Annotated in this window: 16 protein-coding genes; 10 read left to right on the top strand and 6 right to left on the bottom strand. The window is 67.7% G+C overall.

Features of this window, described 5'->3' with window-relative positions; translation table 11 throughout:
- Window positions 1-53: 53 nt before the first annotated feature.
- The 3 genes from E4634_RS11025 to E4634_RS11035 form a co-directional block, all read right to left on the bottom strand.
- Window positions 54-1,595, bottom strand: coding sequence for an AbgT family transporter (locus E4634_RS11025; RefSeq protein ID WP_240725154.1), 1,542 nt, complete (start codon window positions 1,593-1,595; stop codon window positions 54-56).
- Between the two features lie 133 nt (window positions 1,596-1,728).
- Complete coding sequence (locus E4634_RS11030) at window positions 1,729-2,856, bottom strand: DUF7064 domain-containing protein (RefSeq protein WP_206046859.1); 1,128 nt, start codon at window positions 2,854-2,856, stop codon at window positions 1,729-1,731.
- A 55-nt stretch (window positions 2,857-2,911) separates the two neighbouring features.
- On the bottom strand, window positions 2,912-5,386 hold the full coding sequence (locus E4634_RS11035; RefSeq protein ID WP_167854860.1) for a TonB-dependent receptor: 2,475 nt from the start codon (window positions 5,384-5,386) through the stop codon (window positions 2,912-2,914).
- A 454-nt stretch (window positions 5,387-5,840) separates the two neighbouring features.
- Between E4634_RS11035 and E4634_RS11040 the strand changes: the two genes are divergently transcribed.
- The 8 genes from E4634_RS11040 to E4634_RS11070 all read left to right on the top strand — a co-directional run bounded on the left by E4634_RS11040 (window position 5,841) and on the right by E4634_RS11070 (window position 14,521).
- Window positions 5,841-6,701, top strand: coding sequence for an AraC family transcriptional regulator (locus tag E4634_RS11040; protein ID WP_135443822.1), 861 nt, complete (start codon window positions 5,841-5,843; stop codon window positions 6,699-6,701).
- A gap of 323 nt (window positions 6,702-7,024) precedes the next feature.
- Complete coding sequence (locus E4634_RS21475; RefSeq protein WP_167854861.1) at window positions 7,025-7,183, top strand: hypothetical protein; 159 nt, start codon at window positions 7,025-7,027, stop codon at window positions 7,181-7,183.
- A 4-nt stretch (window positions 7,184-7,187) separates the two neighbouring features.
- Window positions 7,188-8,450, top strand: a complete 1,263-nt coding sequence (locus tag E4634_RS11045; protein ID WP_167854862.1) for an efflux RND transporter periplasmic adaptor subunit — start codon at window positions 7,188-7,190, stop codon at window positions 8,448-8,450.
- A gap of 42 nt (window positions 8,451-8,492) precedes the next feature.
- Entirely contained in the window at window positions 8,493-9,206 is a 714-nt protein-coding gene (locus tag E4634_RS11050) for an ABC transporter ATP-binding protein (RefSeq protein WP_135443826.1), read from the top strand.
- 13 nt (window positions 9,207-9,219) lie between these two features.
- Entirely contained in the window at window positions 9,220-10,533 is a 1,314-nt protein-coding gene (locus E4634_RS11055; protein ID WP_135443828.1) for an ABC transporter permease, read from the top strand.
- 10 nt (window positions 10,534-10,543) lie between these two features.
- A complete protein-coding gene (locus tag E4634_RS11060) occupies window positions 10,544-11,782 on the top strand; it encodes an FtsX-like permease family protein (protein WP_135443830.1) in 1,239 nt (412 codons plus the stop codon).
- 18 nt (window positions 11,783-11,800) lie between these two features.
- Window positions 11,801-13,144: a sigma-54-dependent transcriptional regulator gene (locus E4634_RS11065; RefSeq protein WP_135443832.1), complete on the top strand. Its 1,344-nt coding sequence runs from the start codon at window positions 11,801-11,803 to the stop codon at window positions 13,142-13,144.
- A 63-nt stretch (window positions 13,145-13,207) separates the two neighbouring features.
- Window positions 13,208-14,521, top strand: a complete 1,314-nt coding sequence (locus E4634_RS11070; RefSeq protein ID WP_135443834.1) for an ATP-binding protein — start codon at window positions 13,208-13,210, stop codon at window positions 14,519-14,521.
- Window positions 14,522-14,599: 78 nt separating this feature from the next.
- Here E4634_RS11070 and E4634_RS11075 read toward each other — a convergent pair whose 3' ends face one another.
- A complete protein-coding gene (locus E4634_RS11075; RefSeq protein ID WP_135443836.1) occupies window positions 14,600-15,985 on the bottom strand; it encodes an FAD-binding oxidoreductase in 1,386 nt (461 codons plus the stop codon).
- A 129-nt stretch (window positions 15,986-16,114) separates the two neighbouring features.
- On the opposite strand from E4634_RS11075, the gene E4634_RS11080 reads away from it, so the two are divergent.
- On the top strand, window positions 16,115-17,680 hold the full coding sequence (locus tag E4634_RS11080; protein WP_135443838.1) for an acetolactate synthase large subunit: 1,566 nt from the start codon (window positions 16,115-16,117) through the stop codon (window positions 17,678-17,680).
- Between the two features lie 36 nt (window positions 17,681-17,716).
- Here E4634_RS11080 and E4634_RS11085 read toward each other — a convergent pair whose 3' ends face one another.
- Window positions 17,717-19,162, bottom strand: coding sequence for an SRPBCC family protein (locus tag E4634_RS11085; RefSeq protein WP_135443840.1), 1,446 nt, complete (start codon window positions 19,160-19,162; stop codon window positions 17,717-17,719).
- 123 nt (window positions 19,163-19,285) lie between these two features.
- Between E4634_RS11085 and E4634_RS11090 the strand changes: the two genes are divergently transcribed.
- The gene (locus E4634_RS11090) at window positions 19,286-20,431 is read left to right on the top strand and encodes a sulfotransferase family protein (protein WP_135443842.1); all 1,146 of its coding nucleotides are present in this window, start codon (window positions 19,286-19,288) and stop codon (window positions 20,429-20,431) included.
- A gap of 30 nt (window positions 20,432-20,461) precedes the next feature.
- On the opposite strand, the gene E4634_RS11095 is transcribed toward E4634_RS11090, so the two are convergent.
- Entirely contained in the window at window positions 20,462-20,980 is a 519-nt protein-coding gene (locus tag E4634_RS11095) for a nuclear transport factor 2 family protein (RefSeq protein ID WP_135443844.1), read from the bottom strand.
- Window positions 20,981-21,002 lie beyond the last annotated feature (22 nt).

Genomic DNA, 21,002 nt, shown 5'->3' on the forward strand with positions numbered 1-21,002 from the left:
GCCGTGTAGTGACCGGTTGGGTAGGTGATTGTGCGTAGCGGCCCGCGGCGCCGTTAGGGCGCCGGGTAGGCGTAGCTGGACTGCAGGCCCAGGGGCAGGCCCAGGCTCCAGTAGAGCAGCAGGTAGATGGTCCACAGCACGATAAACGTCGCGGAGTAGGGCAGCATCATCGCCGTGACCGTGCCGATCCCGGCCGCCTTGATATAGCGCTGGCAGTAGACCACTACGAGTGGGAAGTAGGGCATCAGCGGGGTGATGATATTGGTGGTGGAATCGCCGACCCGGTAGGCCGCCTGGGTCAGGTCCGGGGAGATGCCCAGGGCCATCAGCATGGGCACGAAGATTGGCGCCAGCAGCGCCCACTTGGCCGAGGCGGAGCCAACGAACAGGTTGAGCAGGCCGGTGAGCACGATGATGCCGGCCACGGTGAGCGACGCCGGCAGCCCCGCCGCCTGCAGCCAGGCGGCGCCCTCCAGGGCGAGCAGGATGCCGAGGTTGGACTGGCCGAAGGCGTAGATGAACTGGGCGATAAAAAACATGATGACCAGGTAGTAGGCCATGCTCTCCATCGAGCGGGTCATGCCGGCGATGATATCGCGCGAGCTGCTCACGGTGCCGGCAAAGATGCCGTAGACCACCCCGGGCAGCAGGAAAAACAGGAAGATCAGCGGCACGATGGACGCCATCAACGGCGCGCCGCGGCCGGTCAGGCTGCCGGTCTCGTCCCGCCACGCGGAACTCTCCGGCCAGGCCGAGGCCACCAGCAGCGCCGCGAACACCAGCATGGACCACAGGGCGATGCGCAGGCCGCGCCGCTCGCGTTCATCCAGGGCGTGCATGCCGGCGGCGGTCTCCACCTCCTCGTCGAGGGGCGTCTTCGCCAAGCGCGGTTCCACCACGCGTTCGGTGATGAACCAGCCGGCGAGGATGATCAGCAGCGCCGACGAGGCCGTGAAAAAGTAGTTGTTGAGCGGGTTCAGGCTGATCAGTGGGTCGACGATACGCGCCCCGCTTTGCGAGATGCCCTGCAGCATGGGGTCGATGGCGGAGGGGATGAACGCCGCGGAAAAGCCGCCGGAAACCCCTGCGAAGGCGGCGGCGATGCCCGCCAGCGGGTGGCGCCCGGCGGCGTGGAACAGGATGCCGCCGAGCGGGATGACCAGCACGTAGCCGGCGTCCGCCGCCGTATGGCTGGCGATACCCACCGCGATCAGCAGCGGCGTCAGCAGCCAGCGCGCGGTGGCGGCGAGCATGGCGCGCAGGGCGGCGTTGATGAAACCGGTGTGTTCCGCCACGCCGATACCAAGCATCGCCACCAGCACCACGCCGATGGGGTGGAAGTGGGCGAAGGTTTTCACCATGTCGGTACAGAACTGCACCAGCGCCGCTCCGGAGAGCTGGTTGACCACGCGCAGCGGTTCGCCGTTGCGCGGGTCGGTGAGGTCCCACGCGACGTAGGACAGCAGCCAGGAAAGTACCCAGACGATGCCGAGCAGGGCAATGAACAGGACCGCGGGGTCCGGCAGGCGGTTGCCGATGCGTTCCACCGCCGCCAACATCCGCTGCACCATGCCCCGCTCGACTGTATCCGTCACCGGCTATCCCCCCGTTTATTCCAGTCTGGCGTCGTTTACGCCTGACGCCAGTGTACTGGAAATCGACGCGGGAAATCGCGCGGCCGGTCGCTACAGCGCCACGCGTTACGCCGTGGCGCCGCAGGCCGCCGGGCTAGCCCTTGAAGTCCTTGATCAGGCTGGGCCGGGAGGAGCGCTCCACCATACCCACGGTTTCCTCGCCGTCCCAGCGGTAGCGGGCGTGTGCCTGCTGCACGATGGGAAAGTCCGCGGGCAACTGGCCGCGGTGGCGCGAGCGGGTGTTGATGAAGGTCTCGCCCTCGATGCGCACCTCGCCGTCGGCGGTTTCCAGCACGCAGCTGACGTTGTCGCCACGCGTGTTGAGGGCGTCCATCCAGGGAATGTGCACGGCGCGCGCTGGGCGCAGCACGCCGCTGCCGTCGAACACATAGCCCTCGTTGTAGGAGGGCTCGCCGTCCTCGCGCGGCGGGAAGGTGTTGAAGCCGAAGGCCTTGCCGCTGGGAAATACCGCGGACTGCCAGCAGTGTCCCCAGAAGCCCTCGAACTTGCGCAGGCCCTGGCGGCGGATGCGCAGGCCGTTGCCGCTGAACTCGCGGGATTTGCCGTCGATGACCAGGTTGCCGGCGCAGCGGAACAGCTGCTCGTAGCGCGGGCTGATGAACTCGCCCTGTTCGCCCTCGAAGGCCGCGCTGGCCGCGGTGGAGAGGGTGCCGGGCTGCCAGGGCGGCACCGCCATGTGCATCTGGATATCGAAGCTCACCGATTCGGTGGGCTCGTCGTCCTCCCACACACCGTCCGCCAGCACCTGCGCCGTGGTGCGCGGGACCGGGCCGTTAAAGCTGGCATCCCAGCGCTGGAACGGCTCGACACACTGGAAGCGCGCGCCGGCGGAGCCGCGGATGGTCGGCCGGCCGTCCTTGTCGATGGCCGGGTGCGTCGGTCCGTTCTCGTCGCGCAGGCAGTACACGCGGCCGTCGGCGAAGGCGATGTCCAGCCATACCAGTTGCTTGTCCCATTCCTCGGCCAGGGCTTCCACGCCCAGGCGCATGGCGAAGTCGCCGTTTTGCTCCTCGATCCAGACATTGACCGCGTCGCGAATGCCGGGAGTAGTCGGCGCTTCGGCGAGGACGAACTCCCGCTGCGGGTCAATACCGCCGCTCAGGTCCACGGGGCCACCTCCGAAGACGCTGCGGGGCAGGGCGAGGCCGCCGGCAAGTGCGGCCGAGTAGTGCAGTAGTGAGCGACGCGTGAGTTCATGCATCCCGGGTGTCTCCTGTGCGGTGTCGGGTGTGTGCCGGGCGCGATCCCGGTGTGGATCAGAAATTCCATTGCAGTGAGGCTCCGAAGGTGCGCGGGGCACCGTAGGTTTTCATGTTGAGGCCCAGGGAGTCGATCACCGGGGTGGAACCCACGGCGTACTCCTCGTCGAAAGCATTGTTGATGAAGGCGGCGGCGTCCAGTCCCGAGCCCATGATGTCCTGCCAGCTGAGGCGGAAGTTCCATACCGTGTACTCGTCGAGTTCCTGGTCCGCGCGTGCCTCGGCGGCCTCATCCGGGTCGGGCACCAGCACATCCAGGTGCTGCAGTTGCTGGAAGGTGTCGACCTCGGACTGGTAGTAGACACCGCCGGATACCGAGACCTCACCCAGCGCCGGGTCCAGCGGCAGGGTATACCTCGCGTTGCCGAAGAAGGAGTGGTCCGGGATGTACACGAAGGGCGAGTCCTCGTTGTCGAAGTCCGGCGTCTGCCACTCCTTGTAGTAGGCATCGATGTAGGCGTAGCCGAGGGAGAACACCAGGTTGTCGGTGGGCGCCACGGTGATGTCCAGGTCGATGCCGCGGATCACCGCCTTGCCCGCGTTCTGCACCACGGTGGCGATACCGTCCGGGGTGCTCAGGCCCTGGGTTTTCTGGATGTCGCCGTAGTCCTGGTAGTACACGGCGACGGCCGAGCGCACGGTGCCGAGGAAGCCCGCCTGCCAGTCCGCCTTGTGGCCGACCTCGTAGTTGAGCACTGTCTCTTCATCGAAGGGCTCGAAGGAGATGTTGTCCTTGGCCCGGGTCTGGAAACCGCCGCTGCGATAACCCGTGGCGATACTGCCGTAGAACAGCGAGGCGTAGTCGGGCGAGTAGTTCAGGGCCATGCGCCAGGTCGGTTTGGAGTAGGACTCGTCCTCGGTGCGCGAGCAGGACGGCCCCACCGGGTTGCCGTCGCGGTCCAGTACCACGCAGCGCGGCGGCTCGGCGGCATTGAAGAAGTCGGTGGCGATGTTCTTCGAGGTCAGCTCGCGGCGGTCCCAGGACTGGCGCAGGCCAAGGGTCAGGGACAACTCGTCGGTGAAACTCCAGGTGCCCTCGCCGAAGATCGCGTAGGCCTCGTTCTCCACGTCGGCGATGGACGAGGCGTTGTAGAAGCCGTAGCGGCCGATAGCGTAGATTGCCTCCACCTCTGGAATGGGCAGCGGCGAGGTGAGGTCGGCGAAGTCGGCGCTGGGGCCGCTGTTGTTGGCGAGGAATCGCTCCGAGCCTTTCATGGTGTAGTAGTAGACGCCGGCCAGCCACTCCAGGCGGTCGTCGAAGGCGTCACCGAATACCTGCAACTCGTTACTGAACTGCTCGCCGTCCAGGTCGCGGTAGCCGGGGATGCCGAAGCTCGCCGGCCAGGTCGGCGAGGCCGTGATGTTGGGGCCGGTCAGCGGCAGGGCGGTACCGTCCGAGTCCGGACCGTTGAGCACCTCCACCTTGCGGTAGCCGAAGATGTTCTTGATGGTCAGGCTGTCGCCGATATCGAACTCCGTGGCGTTGGCGAAAAACAGGTTGCTGACCTCGTCGCGGGATTTCAGGCTCGCCTCGACATCAGTGACGTCGCGCCCCTTGGCGCGCGCGATGGCATCGTCCACCAATGTGGCGGAAGGGCCGCCCAGCGCGGCCAGGCCGCCGTTGAAAATCGCGTTGTAGATGGCGCCGAGCCCGGCGTCCGGGTTGAAGTCGGTGGCGATGATGCCCTTGCCGATGGCGTCGTTCTCGTCGTAGGACACCGTGGTGAGGTTGCGGAAGTCGCCCAGTTCAATCGAGGCGACCACGCGCAGGCCCTGGGAGTCCTCGTCCCACAGGCAGTCGTCGCAGGCCAGTTCCGCCGTCGAGCCCACCTCGCCGGCGGGGATGCCGTTGTCGACGATACTCTGGTAGCCGTCGCGCACGGTCTTCTGCCCGGCGATGCGCAGGCTCAGCACATCGTTCACCGGCAGGTTGATGGCGCCCTCGATACTGTACAGGTCGTAGTCGCCCACCGTGCCCTTGAGGTAGCCGCCGAACTCGGCGTCCGGGGTCATCGGCGTGATGAGCACCGCGCCACCGGTGCTGTTGCGGCCGAACAGCGTGCCCTGCGGGCCCTTCACCACCTGCACGTTGGCGATGTCGTACAGGGCCAGGTTGCTGCCGTTGACCGGCGTGAGCACGATGTCGGCGTAATACAGGGGCACCGCCGGGTCCATGCTCAGCAGCACTTCCGAGGGGCGCTGGCCGCGCAGGGAAATCAGCGGCAGGTTGGCACCGTCGGTGCCCTGGGTGATGTTGAGGCCGGGCACCACCTCGTTGAGGTTGTCGATGGCGTTGATGTTCTGCTCGTCGAGGAAGCGGCTGTCCATCACCGTGATCGCCATCGGCACGTCTGTCGCCACTTCCGAGCGGCGGCGCACGGTAACCACGATCTCCTCCAGGGTGCCGCCGCGCGGGCGGGCCTCCTGGGCGGCGGCGGACTGCCCGCCCAGCAGCAGGGCGCTGGCCAGCACAACACCGCCCGGCAAGGCTGCGAGGGGGTAACCAAGACGGGGATGGAGACCGGCGGTCGGCCAATACGAAGGGCGCACTGGGTTCATACACAGCTCCTGATCTTGTTATTGATTGTCGTCGCCCTGGCCTGGCGGACGGGCGCTGGTACAGGGGTGCGGGCGTAACCCGGGCGGAAGCTTGGCTGGCCCGTTTATTGTTAGTCGTTTACACGGCCGCGCTGAGACTATATTTTCGGTCCCACTACATAACAATTGCTGCGGCTTATGCGAGCCAGCCAAGTTATGCGGTCAGGACACTAAATGCAGGTCGTCGGCTTGCAGGTAGCCTGGCCGCGGCGCGTCGGCAGGGCAGGTCGCAGCGCAGAGCGTCCGGCAACGGGCACGCGTCGGGCCGGCACCCACAGCAGTTGGCCCGCATGTCGCGCAGCGTGAGGCGGACGGACAGGGTTACCCTATGCGCTCTACCAGCACGGATTTCACGACCCAGCACGAGTACACCGGCGAACAGGCCAGCGTCAGCATCGCCACCTACCACTCGGACAAACCCTTCGATATGGAGGGCTGCCAGTCCTCCTACCTGCTGCAGCTGTGCTTCCTGCCCGCCAACGGGTTTTCCCACGCCTGTTTTACCGAGCGCTGGAGTCGCAAGCGCTATGCCCGCTTCGGCACCGTCTCCATGCTGCCACCGGACGAACCGGCGCACTGCGTGGCCAGTTTCAGCCGGCAGCGTTCGGTGCGCTGCACGCTCGAACCCGGGGCGGTACAGGCCTGGGTGGGTGATGAGCCCGACTGGCCCGGCTGCCCACTGGAAAAGCTGCTCGACATCCGCAGCCCGCGCGTGCGCCAGCTGATGCTCAACCTGGGGGAGGAGCTGCAGAACCCCGGCTTTGGCGGCGAGCAGATGCTGGAGATGATGACCGGGCAACTGGTGCTGGAAGTGTCCCGTTATCTCGGCGGCCTGCGCGAGGAGAAAATCCGCGGCGGCCTGTCGCCGCGCAACTGCCGGCTGATCGAGGAGCGTGTCGCTGGCGAGCCGCGCCCGCCGTCGCTGCAGGAGCTGGCCGAGCTGTGCAACCTCTCCGTGCGCCAGGTCTCACGCGCATTTCGCGCCAGCAAGGGCCTGTCGCTAGGCGAATACATCACCGAGTGGCGCATCGCCCACGCCAGGCGCCTGCTCGCCGCCGGTGACAGCGTCAAGTCGGTGGCCTTCGATGTCGGGTTCTCGGCGCCGTCCAACTTTTCCGCGGCGTTCCAGCGCGAGACCGGGGAATCCCCGCGGCAGTACCGCGCGCGCGTCATGCAGCGCGGCCGCTGAGCTACAACCCTTCCCGGAGGGCGCCCGGCTGCTTTCCCGGGGGTGGAGGGTGCCGGATCAGGGAATCCCCGGCCAGTGTCCGATGTGTCCGGCGGCTGTCCGGCGGGGCGGGTGGCGGACTGTCCGGTGCGCTTGCCGGGGTGGCATTTGGCGGCGTCTTAAAACATCTAAAATACATTAAAATAATAATTCAAACTATTGATATATAAAATTTAAATAGATAGAAAATGTTTTCCATTCAGGACGGGCGTGCACCCTGGCACGCCTCCTGCAATCCATCCTCGCAACGCCAACTGCAAACGCGAAAACGAGGACTGCCACCCATGCCCGAACTGGTCACCCGCGAGAACAACCTGCCCTGGCAGCGCGCGTTGCCGGTCTACCTGCTGCTGTTCGCGGCGACGGTACTGGGCCTGGCCGCCATCTCCTGCTGCGGTGGCGCGCTCGATACCTGTGTCCAATCCTGCACAACCACCTGGTAAGCCCGTGATCAAGGACACCTCAGCCCAGGACATCACGCTCGCCACCGGCGGCGGCCGCCGCAAACGCATCGCGCTGACCGCCATCGCCGCACTCGCTGGCCTGGTCCTCGCCGGGTCCGCCCTGGCCACCTGGCTGCGCGCCGAGGTCAGCGTGGATAGCGCGCGCCTGCGCCTGGCCGAGGTGCGCGCCGGCGACCTGGTGCGCGACGTTTCGGTCAACGGCCGCGTGGTGGCGGGGTTCAGCCCGGCCCTGTACGCCCCGGTGGCCGGCACCGTGAGCTTCGCGGTGCGCGCGGGCGACTACGTGGAACAGGACCAGGTGCTGGCGCAGATCGACAGCCCGCAACTGGCCAACGAACTGGCCCAGGAAAAGGCGCGGCTGCAGCGCCTGGACATCGACGTCAAGCGCCAGGCCATCCAGAACCGCATGAACGACCTCACCGCGCGCAAGGACCTGGCCCAGGCCGAGGTCGCCCTCAATGCCGCCAAGCGCGAGTACCAGCGCAACCAGCAGGCCTGGGACAAGGGCGCCATCAACGAGGTGGACCTGCTGCGCGCGAAGGACGAGTGGAGCAGCGCGCAGATCGCCTTCGACCACGCCGGCGAGGAGACCACGCTCAATCGCAGCGCCTGGGAGTTCGAGCAGCGCACCCGCGAGCTGGAACTGGAACAGCAGCGCCTGCTGGTCGCCGAACTGGAGCGCGTCTACGGCCGCCTGCAGGTGCGCGCGCCGATCGCCGGCATGGTCGGCAGCCTGCTGGTGGCGGACAAGACCTCGGTGGCCGACAACACCGCGCTGCTCAACGTGGTCGATCTCAGCCAACTGGAAGTCGAGGCGGACGTGCCGGAAATCTACGCCGATACCCTGGGGCCGGGCATGGCCGCCGTGGTGCGCGTGGGCACGGACGAGCTGCCCGGTACAGTCACTGCAATCTCCCCGGAGATCGTCGCCGGCCAGGTGGCAGCGCGTATCCGCTTCGACGGCGAGCTGCCCCAGGGCCTGCGCCAGAACCAGCGCCTGCGCACGCGCCTGTTGCTGGACGAGCACCGCGACACCCTGATGGTGACCCGCGGGCCGTTTGTCGATGAAGGCGCCGGACGTATCGCCTACGTAGTGGAGGACGACTATGCCCGGCGTGTGCAGATCACCACGGGACTGACCAGCGTCAGCGACGTCGAGGTGCTCGACGGCCTGGCCCCCGGCGACACCATCGTGATTTCCAGCATGGCGCAGTTCCGCAATGCCGAGCGCGTGCGCCTGCGCTGACCCGAATTCCCTATTTTTAGCGACTGACCGAAGGACCCGACCATGTTGACCATGAACAACCTGAGCAAGGTGTACCGCACGCACCTGGTGGAGACCCACGCGCTGCGCGAATTCAGCATCCACGTGGAGGAGGGCGAGTTCGTCGCCGTCACCGGGCCCTCCGGCTCGGGCAAGACCACCTTCATGAACATCGCGGGCCTGCTGGAAGAGCACACCGGCGGCAGCTACGAACTCGACGGCATCGAGGTCTCCGGACTCTCCGACCGCCGCCGCTCCGCCATCCGCAACGAAAAGCTGGGCTTTATCTTCCAGGGCTTCAACCTGATCCCGGACCTCAACCTGTTCGACAACGTGGACGTGCCGCTGCGCTACCGCGGTTTCAATGCCAGCGAGCGCCGCCGGCGCATCGAGTCGGCCCTGGAACAGGTAGGCCTGGCTTCGCGGCGCCGGCACTTCCCGGCGGAACTGTCCGGCGGCCAGCAGCAGCGCGTGGCCATCGCCCGGGCGCTGGCCGGCGAGCCGCGCATCCTGCTCGCCGACGAACCTACCGGCAACCTGGACAGCGCCATGGCCCGCGCGGTGATGGAAATCCTCGAGGGTATCAACGCCGCCGGCACCACCATCATCATGGTCACCCACGACCCGGAACTGGCCGCCCGCGCGCGCCGCAACGTGCACATCATCGACGGCCAGGTCACCGACCTGAGCAGCAGCTTTGCCGGCACCCCCGTGGGTGCCGCGGTAGCCAGCGCCTGAGGAGGGCACGCGCATGACCCGTTACTATCTCTGGCTGGCCGCGCGCAGCCTGCGCAGCAGCCCCTGGCTCAGTGGCCTGATGGTGATCGCCATCGCCCTGGGCATCGGCGCCTTCATGACCTGCTACGCCATCTTCCACGCCATGGCAGGCAACCCGATCCCGCACAAGAGCGATGCCCTGCATGCGGTGCGCCTGGACAACTGGAGCGCGGACCAGCCCTGGGAAGAGCCCAACGTGCCGCCCTCGCAGATGACCTACCGCGACGCGCGCTTTCTGGCCGAGGCGGGCAGGGCGCGCTACCAGACGGCGATGTTCCGCATCGGTGTGGCGGTGCAACCGGATAACCCGGATATCAAGCCGCTGTTCTCCGTCGGCCGCCTCACCTACAGCGATTTCTTCCCCATGTTCGAGCCGCCGTTTCTCTACGGAGGGCCGTGGACACGCGAGCAGGATGCCGCGCGCAGCCCGGTGATCGTGCTCTCCCGCGAGCTCAATGAGCAGGTGTTCGGCGGCGAGGACAGCGTCGGCCGCAAGCTGCGCCTGGACGGCGAGGAATACACGGTGGTCGGCGTGCTGGATACCTTTGACCCGCTGCCGCGCTATTACGACGTGATCAATGCCAGTGCCTTCGGCGACGCCGACGAATACTACCTGCCCTTCACTCTCAACGATCACCTGCAGAAGCGCCCGATGGGCAACAACAGCTGCTGGAAGAACCCGCCGGAGGATACCTACCAGGGCTACCTCGATTCCGAGTGTGTGTGGGTCGCGACCTGGGTGCAGCTCGACAGCCGCGCCGAGCGCGAGGCCTACCAGGACTTCCTCGACAACTACGTGCGCGAGCAAAAGACCCTGGGGCGTTTCGAACGGCCCCTCAACAACCGGCTGGACGATGTCATGAGCTGGCTCGAGGCGCAGCGGGTGGTGGCGGACGACGCCCACATCCAGCTCGGCCTGTCCTTCGCCTTCCTGGTGGTGTGCCTGCTCAACACCGTGGGCCTGATGCTGGCCAAGTTCCTGCGCCGCTCCGGCGAGGTCGGCGTGCGCCGCGCGCTGGGCGCGAGCCGCGCGCAGGTGTTCTGCCAGTACCTCGCCGAGTCAGGCCTGCTCGGTGTCGGCGGCGCGGTCGCCGGTGTGGGCCTGGCCTGGCTGGGCCTGGCGGTGGTGCGCAAGGTGTCCCCCGACATGGCGGTGCTGACGCAACTGGACGCCGGCCTGCTGCTGTTTGCGCTGCTGGTCTCGGTGCTCGCCGCGCTACTCGCCGGGCTGTATCCGGCCTGGCGCGCCTGCCGTGTCGCCCCCGCCACCCAGTTGAAAACCCAGTAGGAGCGCTGTCATGGAAATTCGCCCGATTCTCTCCACCGTGCTGCGCAACCCCGTCGGCCTGATCCTGATCGGCCTGCAGGTGGCCCTGACCCTGGCTATCGTGGTCAATGCGCTGTACATCATCGACGAGCGCCTGGCCAACCTGCGCATCGAGGCCGGCGTCGACGAGGAGCACATCCTCACCCTCAACAGCGCGGGTTTCGCCTCGGACTTCGAGACCACCCTGGCGACCATCCACCGCGACCTCGATTACCTGCGCAAGCGCCCGGGTGTGGTCTCGGCGATGGCCACCAATACGCTGCCCCTGACGCAGTCCGGCTGGTCCACCGAGGTCGAGGCCCAGGAGGCGCTGGACGGTCGCAGCATCGACACCGCGATCTACTTCGCCGACGAAACCCTGGTCGAGACCCTGGGCCTGGACCTGATCGCCGGGCGCGCCTTTCGCGAGGCGGAAGTGGAACCCTACAGCATGGACCAGGAGCTGCGCTCGACGGCGGTGATCGTCAGCGCCGCCGCGGCCCTGGCCCTGTATCCGGAGATCGACCGTCCGGAACAGGCCCTCGGGCGGCTGGTCTGGAATGGCGCGGAGAACGACCGCTTCTCCGCGGAGATCGTCGGCATCGTGGATGGCGTGAAGGCGCCCTGGAAGGGATTGTCCTCGGATATATTCGACCACGTGGTGTACGTGCCCAAGGTGCCGGTGATCGCCAATTTCGGTATCTACGCGGTGCGCAGCGAGCCCGGCGCCTTTGCCGACCTGCTGCAGAACATCCAGCCGGAGCTGGCGGAGCTCGATACCCAGCGCGTGGTGATGGAGCCCAACGCCTTCCCGGAGATTCGCGAGCGCTTCCTGCGCGGCGACCGCGCCATGGCGGGCATGCTGATCACCGTGGTCGTGCTGTTGCTGCTGGTCAACATACTGGGTATCGTCGGGCTGGTGAGTTTCTGGGTGACGCAGCGCACCCGGCAGATCGGCACGCGCCGCGCCCTGGGCGCCACGCGCGGTAACATCCTGGCCTACTTCCTGGTGGAGAACGCCCTGATCAGCGCCATGGGCGTGGCGGTGGGTATCGTCGCGGCACTGGCGCTGAACAACTGGCTGGTGAGCGCCTTCGGGGTGGACCGCCTGCCCTGGGCGTTCCTGGTCGGCGGCGCCGCGGGTCTGCTGGTGCTGGGCATCGCGGCGGCCTGTGTGCCGGCGCTGCGCGCGGCGGCCATTCCGCCGGCAATCGCCACCCGCAGTGTGTAAGGCAGGTAAGCAGCGAGTATGCGCAAGACCATCCTGGTAATCGACGACAACGAGGCCGTGTGCACGGCGCTCGAGCTGTTGTTCGCGCTGCAGGGCTGGGCCTGTGTGGCGGCGCCGGACCCGGAGGCGGGACTCGCCGCCCTGGCCCGCAAGCCGGTGGACCTGGTCATCCAGGACATGAACTTTCGCGACGACACCACCTCCGGCGAGGAGGGCGTGGCCCTGTTCGGCGCCATCCGCGAACGCTTCCCGGACATCCCGGTGGTGCTGCTGACCGCCTGGACCAGCCTGGAGACCGCCGTGGAACTGGTGCGCGCCGGCGCCGCGGACTACCTGGGCAAGCCCTGGGAGGACGCCAAGCTGGTCACCACCGTGCGCAACCTGCTGGAGCTAGGCGACGCCAACCGCAAGCTGCGCGTACTGCACGACAAACAGCACGCGGCCCAGGCGGCGCTGGCGCAGGAATTCAACCTCGCCGGCATGGTCTTCGCCGACCCGGCTACAGAGCAGGTGGTGCGCCTGGCCTGCCAGGTGGCGCGCGCGGATGTACCGGTGCTGATCACCGGCCCCAACGGCGCCGGCAAGGAGCGCATCGCCGAACTGGTGCACGCCAACTCGCGGGTCGCCGACGGGCCGTTTGTTTCGGTGAACTGTGGCGCGCTGCCCCGCGACCTGATCGAGGCGGAACTGTTCGGCGCCGAGGCCGGCGCCTACACCGGCGCAGCCAAGGCGCGCGAGGGCCGCTTCGAGGCCGCCGACGGCGGTACCCTGTTCCTCGACGAGATCGGCAACCTCTCCCTGGAGGGGCAGATGAAACTGCTGCGCGTGCTGGAGACCGGGCAGTTCGAGCGCCTGGGTTCCAACCGTACGCGCAAGACCAATGTGCGGGTGGTCTCGGCCACCAACGCCGACCTGCCGGCGATGATCGCCGCCGGCGAGTTCCGCGAGGATATCTTCTACCGCCTCAACGTGATCGAACTGGCGCTGCCGCCGCTGGCCGCGCGCGGCGAGGACATCCTGCCCCTGGCGCGGCATTTCCTCGGCGCGGACAAACGCTTCAGCCCCGCCGCCGAGGAGGCACTGCGCACCCACGACTGGCCGGGGAACGTGCGCGAACTGCGCAACGCGGTGACCCGGGCCAAGCTGCTGTGCAGCGGCGCCGTGGTGGACGTCGCCGACCTCGGCCTGCCCGGCGCGAGCGCGGCGACGGTTACCCTGCGCAGCGCGCGCCGCGAGCCCAGCCGTGAGGAGATCGAGCGGGCCCTGCTCAGTGCCGAGGGGGTGGTGTCTGCCGCCGCACAGCAGCTGGGTCTTTCGCGCCAGGCGCTGTACCGGCGCATGGAGCGTTACGGCCTGCACTGAGCAGTGCCGCTGCCGCCTGTCATGCAAGCACTGTCATGAAAGTCCTGTAATGAAAGTCCTGTCGTGAAAAGAGCTGTCATCAGGGGAATCGTGCAGTGGCTGGGCCTGCTGACCTTCGGCGCCGTCGGCTTCGGCGCGCTGTGGTACCTGCTGGAACCGCCCTGGCAGTGGATCCTGTCGCTGGCCTGGCTGGTGCCGGTGGCGGTGCTGGCGCACTGGGCCGAGAGCTCGCCCTACCGGCGCCAGGTGCGCGCGCTGTCCAGCATGATCGCCGGCTGGCGCGACAGCGATTTCGCGCTCTCCATCCGCAGCTCCAATGTGCCCGAATTACAGGCGCTCACCGAGGAGCTGAACTCGGTCGGTGAACTGCTGCGCCGCGAGCGGCATCACCTGGTGCAGCGCGAACTGCTGTTGCAGACGGTGATCCAGGCCAGCCCGATGGCGGTGCTGTTGTGCGACCAGTCCGGCCGGGTGGTGCTCTCCAATGTCATGGCCAACCAGTGGTTCGGCCACGGCGGCCGCCTGGCCGGCCACGCACTGGAGCAGATCGCCGATCAACTGCCGGAATCCCTGCGCGAGGCCCTGCAGCAGGAGGGCGAGACCCTGTGCAGCTTCGGCCCGGAGGCGGCGCCGGAGAGCTACCACGTGTCGCGCACGCGCTTCGACCTCAACGGCCAGATCCACCACCTGGTGCTGGTGCGCGAGATGACCCGCGAACTGAGCCGTCGCGAGGCGGCGGTGTGGAAGAAGGTCATCCGCGTGATGAGCCACGAGATCAACAATTCCCTGGCGCCGATCAGTTCCCTGGCGCACTCCGGGCGGCAGTTCGCCGAGCAGGGGGATACCCAGCCCCTGGCCCGGGTGTTCGACACTATCGAGAACCGCGCGCGGCACCTGGACGATTTCATCGCCGGCTATGCGCGTTTCGCCAAGCTCTCGGCCCCGGCCATCCAGCGCGTGGAGGTCGAACCCTTCCTGGCATCGCTGTGCGCGCCGCTGGACTGCCGCTACGCACTGGAAAACCCCGCCAGCCACGGCAGTTTCGATCCGGCGCAGATCGAGCAGGTGCTGATCAACCTGGTGAAGAATGCGCTGGAGGCCGGTTCCAGCGCCGGCGAGGTCAGCGTGCACTGGGTGGAGGAGGGCGGCTGCCCGGCGCTGCAGGTGCGCGATCGCGGCCAGGGCATGACCGCCGAGTCGATGGAGAAGGCGCTGCTGCCGTTTTACTCCACCAAGCGCAGCGGGACCGGTCTCGGCCTGGCCCTGGCGCGGGAGATTCTCGAGGCGCACGACGGCAGCATTGCGCTGACCCCGCGCGAGGGCGGCGGCACCCAGGTGAGCCTGCGCTTTCCCGCGGTCGCCGCCGGGCAGGCCTGAACCCGACGCTGCCCCGCAGTCTCAGCCCCGCGCAAACACTCGCGCTTTACCCCCGGAGGCCGTGATTCGCGATACTGCTCAGGCGGGGTCGAAGATCTTGCCCGGGTTGAGCAGGCCCTGCGGGTCCAGCGTCTGCTTCAGCGAGCGCATCAGGGCGATTTCCCCCGCCGCGCGGCTCACCGGCAGCCAGGGCTTTTTCTCCAGGCCGATGCCGTGCTCGGCGGAAACCGAGCCGCGGAAGGCGGCCAGCGGGGCGTAGACCTGTTCCTCCGCCAGCGGCCGCAGGCGCTCCGCCGCCTCCACCGGCACCTGTATGGCCAGGTGCAGGTTGCCGTCACCGAGGTGGCCCCACACCCACAGCTTGTGTTCGCCGATGGCCGCGGGCAGGGCGGCGGCCAGGCCGTCGACGTAACCCTCCATCTCGGCGATGGGCAGGGAGATGTCGAACACCAGCGGGAAGCCGCCGTTGAAGACCTGCTCGACGTCGTCGCGCAGCGCCCAGAAATCCGCGCAGTCGGACTCGGAGCGGGCGATTGCCGCGTCCGCCAGCAGGCCGGCCTCGAAGGCGGACTCCAGGGCGCGCTCGAAACGCTGGGCATCCAACTCCGGGTCGGCGCCCTGGGACTCCAGCAGCACGTAGTAGGGATAGTCGCCGGCGATCGGCGGCCGGCCCTGGGCGGGCGCGGTGGTGACCAGCCGGTAGAAATCCCGCCACAGCCCCTCGAAGGCGGAGAGCGTGCCGCCCAGGTTGGCATCCATGTGCTTGAGCAGGGCGGCCACCGCGTCGAAGCTCTCCAGCCCGGCCAGCGCCATGTTGTGGCTGAGCGGCGCCTCCCACAGGCGCAGTACCAGGCGGGTGATCACGCCCAGGGTGCCCTCGGAACCGATGAACAGGTGCTTGAGGTCGTAGCCGGCGTTGTTCTTGATCAGGCAGTTCATATCGGAGAGCACAATGCCGTCGGGCAGCACCACCTCCAGGCCGAGCACCATGTTGCGCATCATGCCGTAGCGGATCACCCGGTTGCCGCCGGCATTGGTCGCCGCGTTGCCGCCGAGGGTCGCGCTGCCGCGGGCGCCGAGGTCCAGGGGGAACATCAGGCCGTGGGGCTCGACGGCTTCCTGCAGGGCCTGCAGGGGCACCCCGGCCTGCGCCGTGGCGCAGCGCTGCCGCGGGTCGATGACCTCGATCTCGCGCATGCGCTCCAGGGAGAGAATCACGTCGCCGGGTTCGGTGTCGGCGCCGTGCACCAGGCCGGTGAGGCCGCCCTGGGTGACCACCCGGGCGCCGTGGGCGTGGCACCAGCGCAACACGCTGGCCACTTCGGCGGTGGTGCGCGGCAGGGCCAGCGCCTCGCCGCGCAGCTTGTCCGGGCGCCAGATGCCGGCGGGGCGTTCGGCCAGTTCGGCGGCGTCGAGCACCGCTTTCTCCCCGATCAGTTCGCGCAGGGCGGTCACGGTATCCATGCTGTACGCTCCTTCGGCATCGGCCGCGTGCGGCGGTGGTTCGCACTCGGCGCTACGGTACACGGCGGCCCGTGAAAGGTCTATGCTGTCGGCGCGCGCGAGCGCGCCACCCGAGGAAAGGAGCGAGTGATGAATGGCGCACAAAGCCTGATCCAGACGCTGGTCGACAGCGGCGTCGATGTCTGTTTTACCAATCCGGGAACCTCCGAGATGCATTTTGTCGCGGCCCTCGACGAGGTGCCCGGCATGCGCTGCGTGCTGTGCCTGTTCGAGGGGGTGGTGAGCGGCGCGGCCCTCGGCTACGCGGCGATGCGCGGCAGCCCCGCGGCCACCCTGTTGCACCTCGGTCCCGGACTCGGCAACGCGGTGGCCAACCTGCACAACGCGAAGAAGGCGCACCTGCCGGTGGTGAACATCGTCGGCGACCACGCCACCTATCACCTTGAGTACGACGCGCCGCTGACCTCGGATATCGCCGGTATCGCAGCGCCGGTATCGCACTGGGTACACCGCTCTGCATCTTCCTCGGCGATCGCCGGGGACGCCGCTGAGGCGGTGCGTGAGGCGGGCAACAGCCGTATCGCCACGCTGATCCTCCCCGCGGACGTGTCCTGGGGCGACAACCCCGATGGCCCCGCGCAGCCGCTCAGTGCAAGCCTGCCGGTCGCGGCCCCCGCCGCGCGTATCGATGCGGCGGCGCGCCTGCTCGGCAACGGCAAACGCACGGTGATTCTCGCCGGCGGCCGCGAGTTATCGGCACAGCAGGGGGAACTGCTCGGGCGTATCGCCGCGGTCAGCGGCGCGCGGTTGATGAGCGAGACCTTCACCGCCCGGGTGCGCCGCGGCGCCGGCAGCGTGCGTATCGACAAGCTGCCCTACCTGGCGGAGTTTGCGATCGAGGAGCTCAAGTCGGTCGAACAGCTGATCCTGGTCGGCTGTCCCGCGCCGGTGTCGTTCTTCGCCTACCCGGGTGTGCCCAGCCTGCTGGCGCCAGACGGTTGCGAAGTATTCAGCCTGGCGGGACCGGAGGAGGACGTAGAGAGCACGCTGCAGGCGCTGGTAATGCAGCTCGGCGCTGCGGATGCGGAACCCGAGCGCTACCCGCTGCAGCGCGGCACGCCGCCCAGCGGTGCACTGGACGCCAACAGCGTGGCCCAGGCCCTGGCCTGCCACCTGCCCGAGGACGCCATCGTGGTGGACGAGGGCATCACCTCGGGCATGGCCTGCTATCCGGCCACCGCCACGGCACCGGCACACGACTGGCTGAGCGAGGCGGGCGGATCCATCGGCTACGGCCTGCCGGTGGCGGTGGGCGCGGCGATCGCCTGTCCGCAGCGCAAGGTGATCTGCCTGGAGGGCGATGGCAGCGCCATGTACACCGTACAGTCGCTATGGACCATGGCCCGCGAGCAGTTGGACATCGTCGTGGTGCTGTTCAACAACCGCAAGTACAGCATCCTCGAGCTCGAGTTTGCGCGCACCGGCGCCCGCGGTGGGCGGCCCGGCCCCAAGGCCGCCAGCGTGCTCGACCTCGGCGCGCCGGACCTGGATTTCACGGCACTGGCGCAGGGCATGGGCGTGCCGGCGAGTGTCGCGGAAACCGCGGAGGCGTTCAGCGAGCAGTTGCGCGATGCGCTGGCGGCGCCGGGGCCGCACCTGATCGACGCGCGCATTCCGGCACTGGAACTGGGTTGAGCCCGGGCAGGCCGGGCAACTACGGCGGCGCCTGAATCAGCCCAGCCGCGGGGCCACCCGCGGCAGGTCGAGGATAGTGCAGATGCCCGGCGCCGCGGCGCACACGGCGCTCACGGCGTTCACCGCACGGTGCGCGGTATAGCCCGCCATCTGTTCGGCGATGGGCTGGCCACTGCGCGGGAAGCCGATGCGCACGTCCAGCGGCGCATCCCCTTCGACCAGCACCCGCCACCCATCCTTCTCCAGTGCCCAGTCGCGGTCGATTTCGGTACTGCAGTACCAGTTGGCGCGAAAGCGCAGCACATCGCGGTTGCCCAGGCGCGCCGCTACGGTGATGCGCTGCGCCGCCACCGTGCCGGGTTCGATCGCTCCGCCCTGGGGCAGGTTCGTCCGCTTGCGCGCCACCGCGGTTTCGCCGCTGGCCACGACGCTCTCGATGGGGATGCCGAGCGCATCCGACACTGTGCCCAGCGACTGCTCGAAGCACTGCGCCATGTGCGCCAGCAGGTGGGGGTCGAATTCGGCAGTCGGTTCGCGCCCGTAGCCCATGACCTCGAGGATCATCTGGGTCGAGCAGGATTCGGGAATGTAGGCGTATTCGTCGATGGTAATGCAGTCGAGCCGGCGCGCCACCGTGGCCAGTGCCAGCGGCAGCGCCTCGGTGATGAACCCGGGGCTGACGCCGGTGGCATACAGGCTGGAACCCCCCGATTGGCAGGCCGCCTCGATGCGCTCGCGCAGTTCGCGGTTCATGCGCACCGGGTTGAAGAACTCGCCGCGGGTGGTGACCACGTTGATGCCGGCCTCGAGCATGCGGCACAGTGCGTCGGCGTCGTAACCCTCCGGCATATACAGCACGCAGTCCGGGCGCAGGGCGATGACCGACTCGAGGTCGCGTGTGGCCAGCACGCCGGTGGGCGCCATGCCGCACAACACGCCGGCGTCGCAGCCTTCCTTGGCTTCGCTGTGCGCGTGCAGGCCGACCAGTTGCAGTGCCGGGTGATCGATCACCGCGCGCAGGCTGCTGGCGCCGACATTGCCACTGGCCCACTGCACGACGCGCAGTTTTTCCAGGTGGTTGCCGAGACAGTCCAGCAGGTAGTCGAGGTTGCCGTTGGCCTTGGCCAGCGCCTTCTCCTCACTGAGTTCGCCCGCGTTGAAGCTGCACCGCCAGTCGACGCGGCAGCCACCCTTGCTGGTTTCCTGGACGTGAATCTCGCCGACAAAATCCTCCAGCGGCATTACCGGCACTGGCGGAATGCGGTAGCGCAGGCTCATGTGTTGCGCGTCTGCGAGCAGCAGTATCTCGTCCAGCGGCGGGGTGCCGATCACGTGGTAGCGCCGGCACAGGCCCTCGTCGGTCTGCTCGAGGTCGACGCCCACGGCGACCGCGATCCAGCGCACGTCGCCCCAGTTCGAGAGCGTTTCCCAGGCGCGCTGTGCGTCTACCGCATAATGTCGCGAGCCAATCACTTCCAGCATGGTGTACTCCTTATTATGGCCGGCCGCATGCGGACAGCGCCGGTTTGCCAATACCCGGCCCTGCCGCTAGCATGTGGCGGCTGTACCAGAATAACAGAAGCATTACCCGCCGGGGATGATCAGATGACCACTAGAGCAGAAGAACTCCAGCAACAGGCCATGGAGGCCGCAGCGCTCGCCGATTTCGGCGACGACAGCTACCGCGATGGACTGGAGCGCCTGGTGTGGGCCGTGGACAACGAGGCGGGCCTCACTGCGATGGGGCGCATGGGTCTGGATATGCAAATTGTTGCGTTGCTGTCCAATCGCCTGCAGGTGGAGGACTGGTATGCGCGCCACCCGGAAATCGACGAGCAGGAAATCGTCGCCCCGCTGATCGGCCTGGGCCTGCCGCGCACCGGTTCCACGGCGCTGTCGTTCCTGCTCGCCGAGGACCCGGCGGTACGCTGCATCCGCAACTGGGAGTCCAACCAGCCCTGTCCGCCGCCGGAGACCGCCACCGAGGCCACGGACCCGCGTATCGCCCAGGCCGAGGCCATGATGGCGCGGCGCGACGAGATGTTCCCGCGCATGAAGACCATGTTGCCGAGCACCGCCACCGGGCCCATGGAGTGCCAGCAGTTCATGGGCTTCGATTTCAAGTCACAGTTGTTCCAGGCCTTCGCGCACATACCGAGCTACGTGCAGTGGCTGAACCACGAGGCGGACCTGGTGCCCACCTACCGCTACGTGAAACGCGTGCTGAAACTGCTGCAGTGGCGCTGTCCGCCGACCCGCTGGCGCCTGAAGAACCCGTCGCACTCGCTGTTTATCGGGGCGCTGGATGAAGTGTTCCCGGATGCGCGCTTCTGGATGACCCACCGCGACGTGGCCAACGTGATTCCCTCGGTGGCGGATGTGTACCTGGAACTGACCCAGGCCGGCAGCGAGAACGTTGACCTGCACGCGATCGGCGCCATGACCGCGGATTTTTGTGAGTTGGGCATGCGCCGCATGATCGACTTCCGCGACGCCGGCAACGAATCGCGCTTTTTCGACATCCACTTCGCACCGTTCCAGGCCGACCCGTTTCCCACCATGGAGAAGCTCTACGCGTTTCTCGGCGAGGAGTTTACCGACGAAACCCGCGAGCGCATGGCCGCCTGGCGGCGGGACAACTCGCTGGGCCGGGCCGCGGTGGAGCGCACCCCGCCCGAGGCCTTCGGATTGGACCTGGACGCCCTGCGCCAGCGCTTTGGCTTCTACAACCAGCGTTTCGACGTGGCCTGAGCATCCGCCGACGCGGGCAGCCCGGCGCGGCTACTTGCCCTCGATGGCGCGCAGGAAGCCGACGCGGCCGGCGTCCGCCTCGCCGCGCAGTACCGTGGTATCGAGCTTGAAGCTGACCCCGGGAATGGTCTCGTTGACCTGCGGGTTGCCCACCCACCACACGATACGACACACCCGGTGGCGGATACGCCAGCCATCGGCGGTGCGCACCAGGGCGTCGTCGTACCAGCCGCTGCCGTCCCACAGGGGGTTGCCGTCGGTGGCCTTGCGCAGCAGGCGCCAGGTGCCGTAGGTGAAGGCGTGGGCGGTGTCGCCGTCGACCTCGACCATGTGGTTCATCATGCAGTGCTGGGTGCTGTCGAAGGGGTCGTGAAAGGCGCCGAAATCGCGCTTGAAGCTCTCCCGGTCATGCCAGTGGGCCGGCTCGCTGAAGTCCGCCTCTACATCCTCGGTGAAGATGCGGTCGAACAGCGACCAGCGCTGGGTGTCCACCGCGAAGCCGTACAGGTTGAGCAACTGGACGATGGCTTCGGTATCTGACTGCGGCATGCAGGTCTCCCCGGGGCTTCAC

The organism is Mangrovimicrobium sediminis, from assembly GCF_004745945.1.
GTDB classification, from domain to species: Bacteria; Pseudomonadota; Gammaproteobacteria; order Pseudomonadales; family Halieaceae; genus Mangrovimicrobium; species Mangrovimicrobium sediminis.

Excerpts from the sequence above, each read along its gene's own strand:
- E4634_RS11030 (WP_206046859.1), bottom strand. The coding sequence starts at position 2,856 with ATGCATGAACTCACGCGTCGCTCACTACTGCACTACTCGGCCGCACTT.
- E4634_RS11040 (WP_135443822.1), top strand. The coding sequence starts at position 5,841 with ATGCGCTCTACCAGCACGGATTTCACGACCCAGCACGAGTACACCGGC.
- E4634_RS21475 (WP_167854861.1), top strand. The coding sequence starts at position 7,025 with ATGCCCGAACTGGTCACCCGCGAGAACAACCTGCCCTGGCAGCGCGCG.
- E4634_RS11050 (WP_135443826.1), top strand. The coding sequence starts at position 8,493 with ATGTTGACCATGAACAACCTGAGCAAGGTGTACCGCACGCACCTGGTG.
- E4634_RS11055 (WP_135443828.1), top strand. The coding sequence starts at position 9,220 with ATGACCCGTTACTATCTCTGGCTGGCCGCGCGCAGCCTGCGCAGCAGC.
- E4634_RS11060 (WP_135443830.1), top strand. The coding sequence starts at position 10,544 with ATGGAAATTCGCCCGATTCTCTCCACCGTGCTGCGCAACCCCGTCGGC.
- E4634_RS11065 (WP_135443832.1), top strand. The coding sequence starts at position 11,801 with ATGCGCAAGACCATCCTGGTAATCGACGACAACGAGGCCGTGTGCACG.
- E4634_RS11075 (WP_135443836.1), bottom strand. The coding sequence starts at position 15,985 with ATGGATACCGTGACCGCCCTGCGCGAACTGATCGGGGAGAAAGCGGTG.
- E4634_RS11080 (WP_135443838.1), top strand. The coding sequence starts at position 16,115 with ATGAATGGCGCACAAAGCCTGATCCAGACGCTGGTCGACAGCGGCGTC.
- E4634_RS11085 (WP_135443840.1), bottom strand. The coding sequence starts at position 19,162 with ATGCTGGAAGTGATTGGCTCGCGACATTATGCGGTAGACGCACAGCGC.
- E4634_RS11090 (WP_135443842.1), top strand. The coding sequence starts at position 19,286 with ATGACCACTAGAGCAGAAGAACTCCAGCAACAGGCCATGGAGGCCGCA.
- E4634_RS11095 (WP_135443844.1), bottom strand. The coding sequence starts at position 20,980 with ATGCCGCAGTCAGATACCGAAGCCATCGTCCAGTTGCTCAACCTGTAC.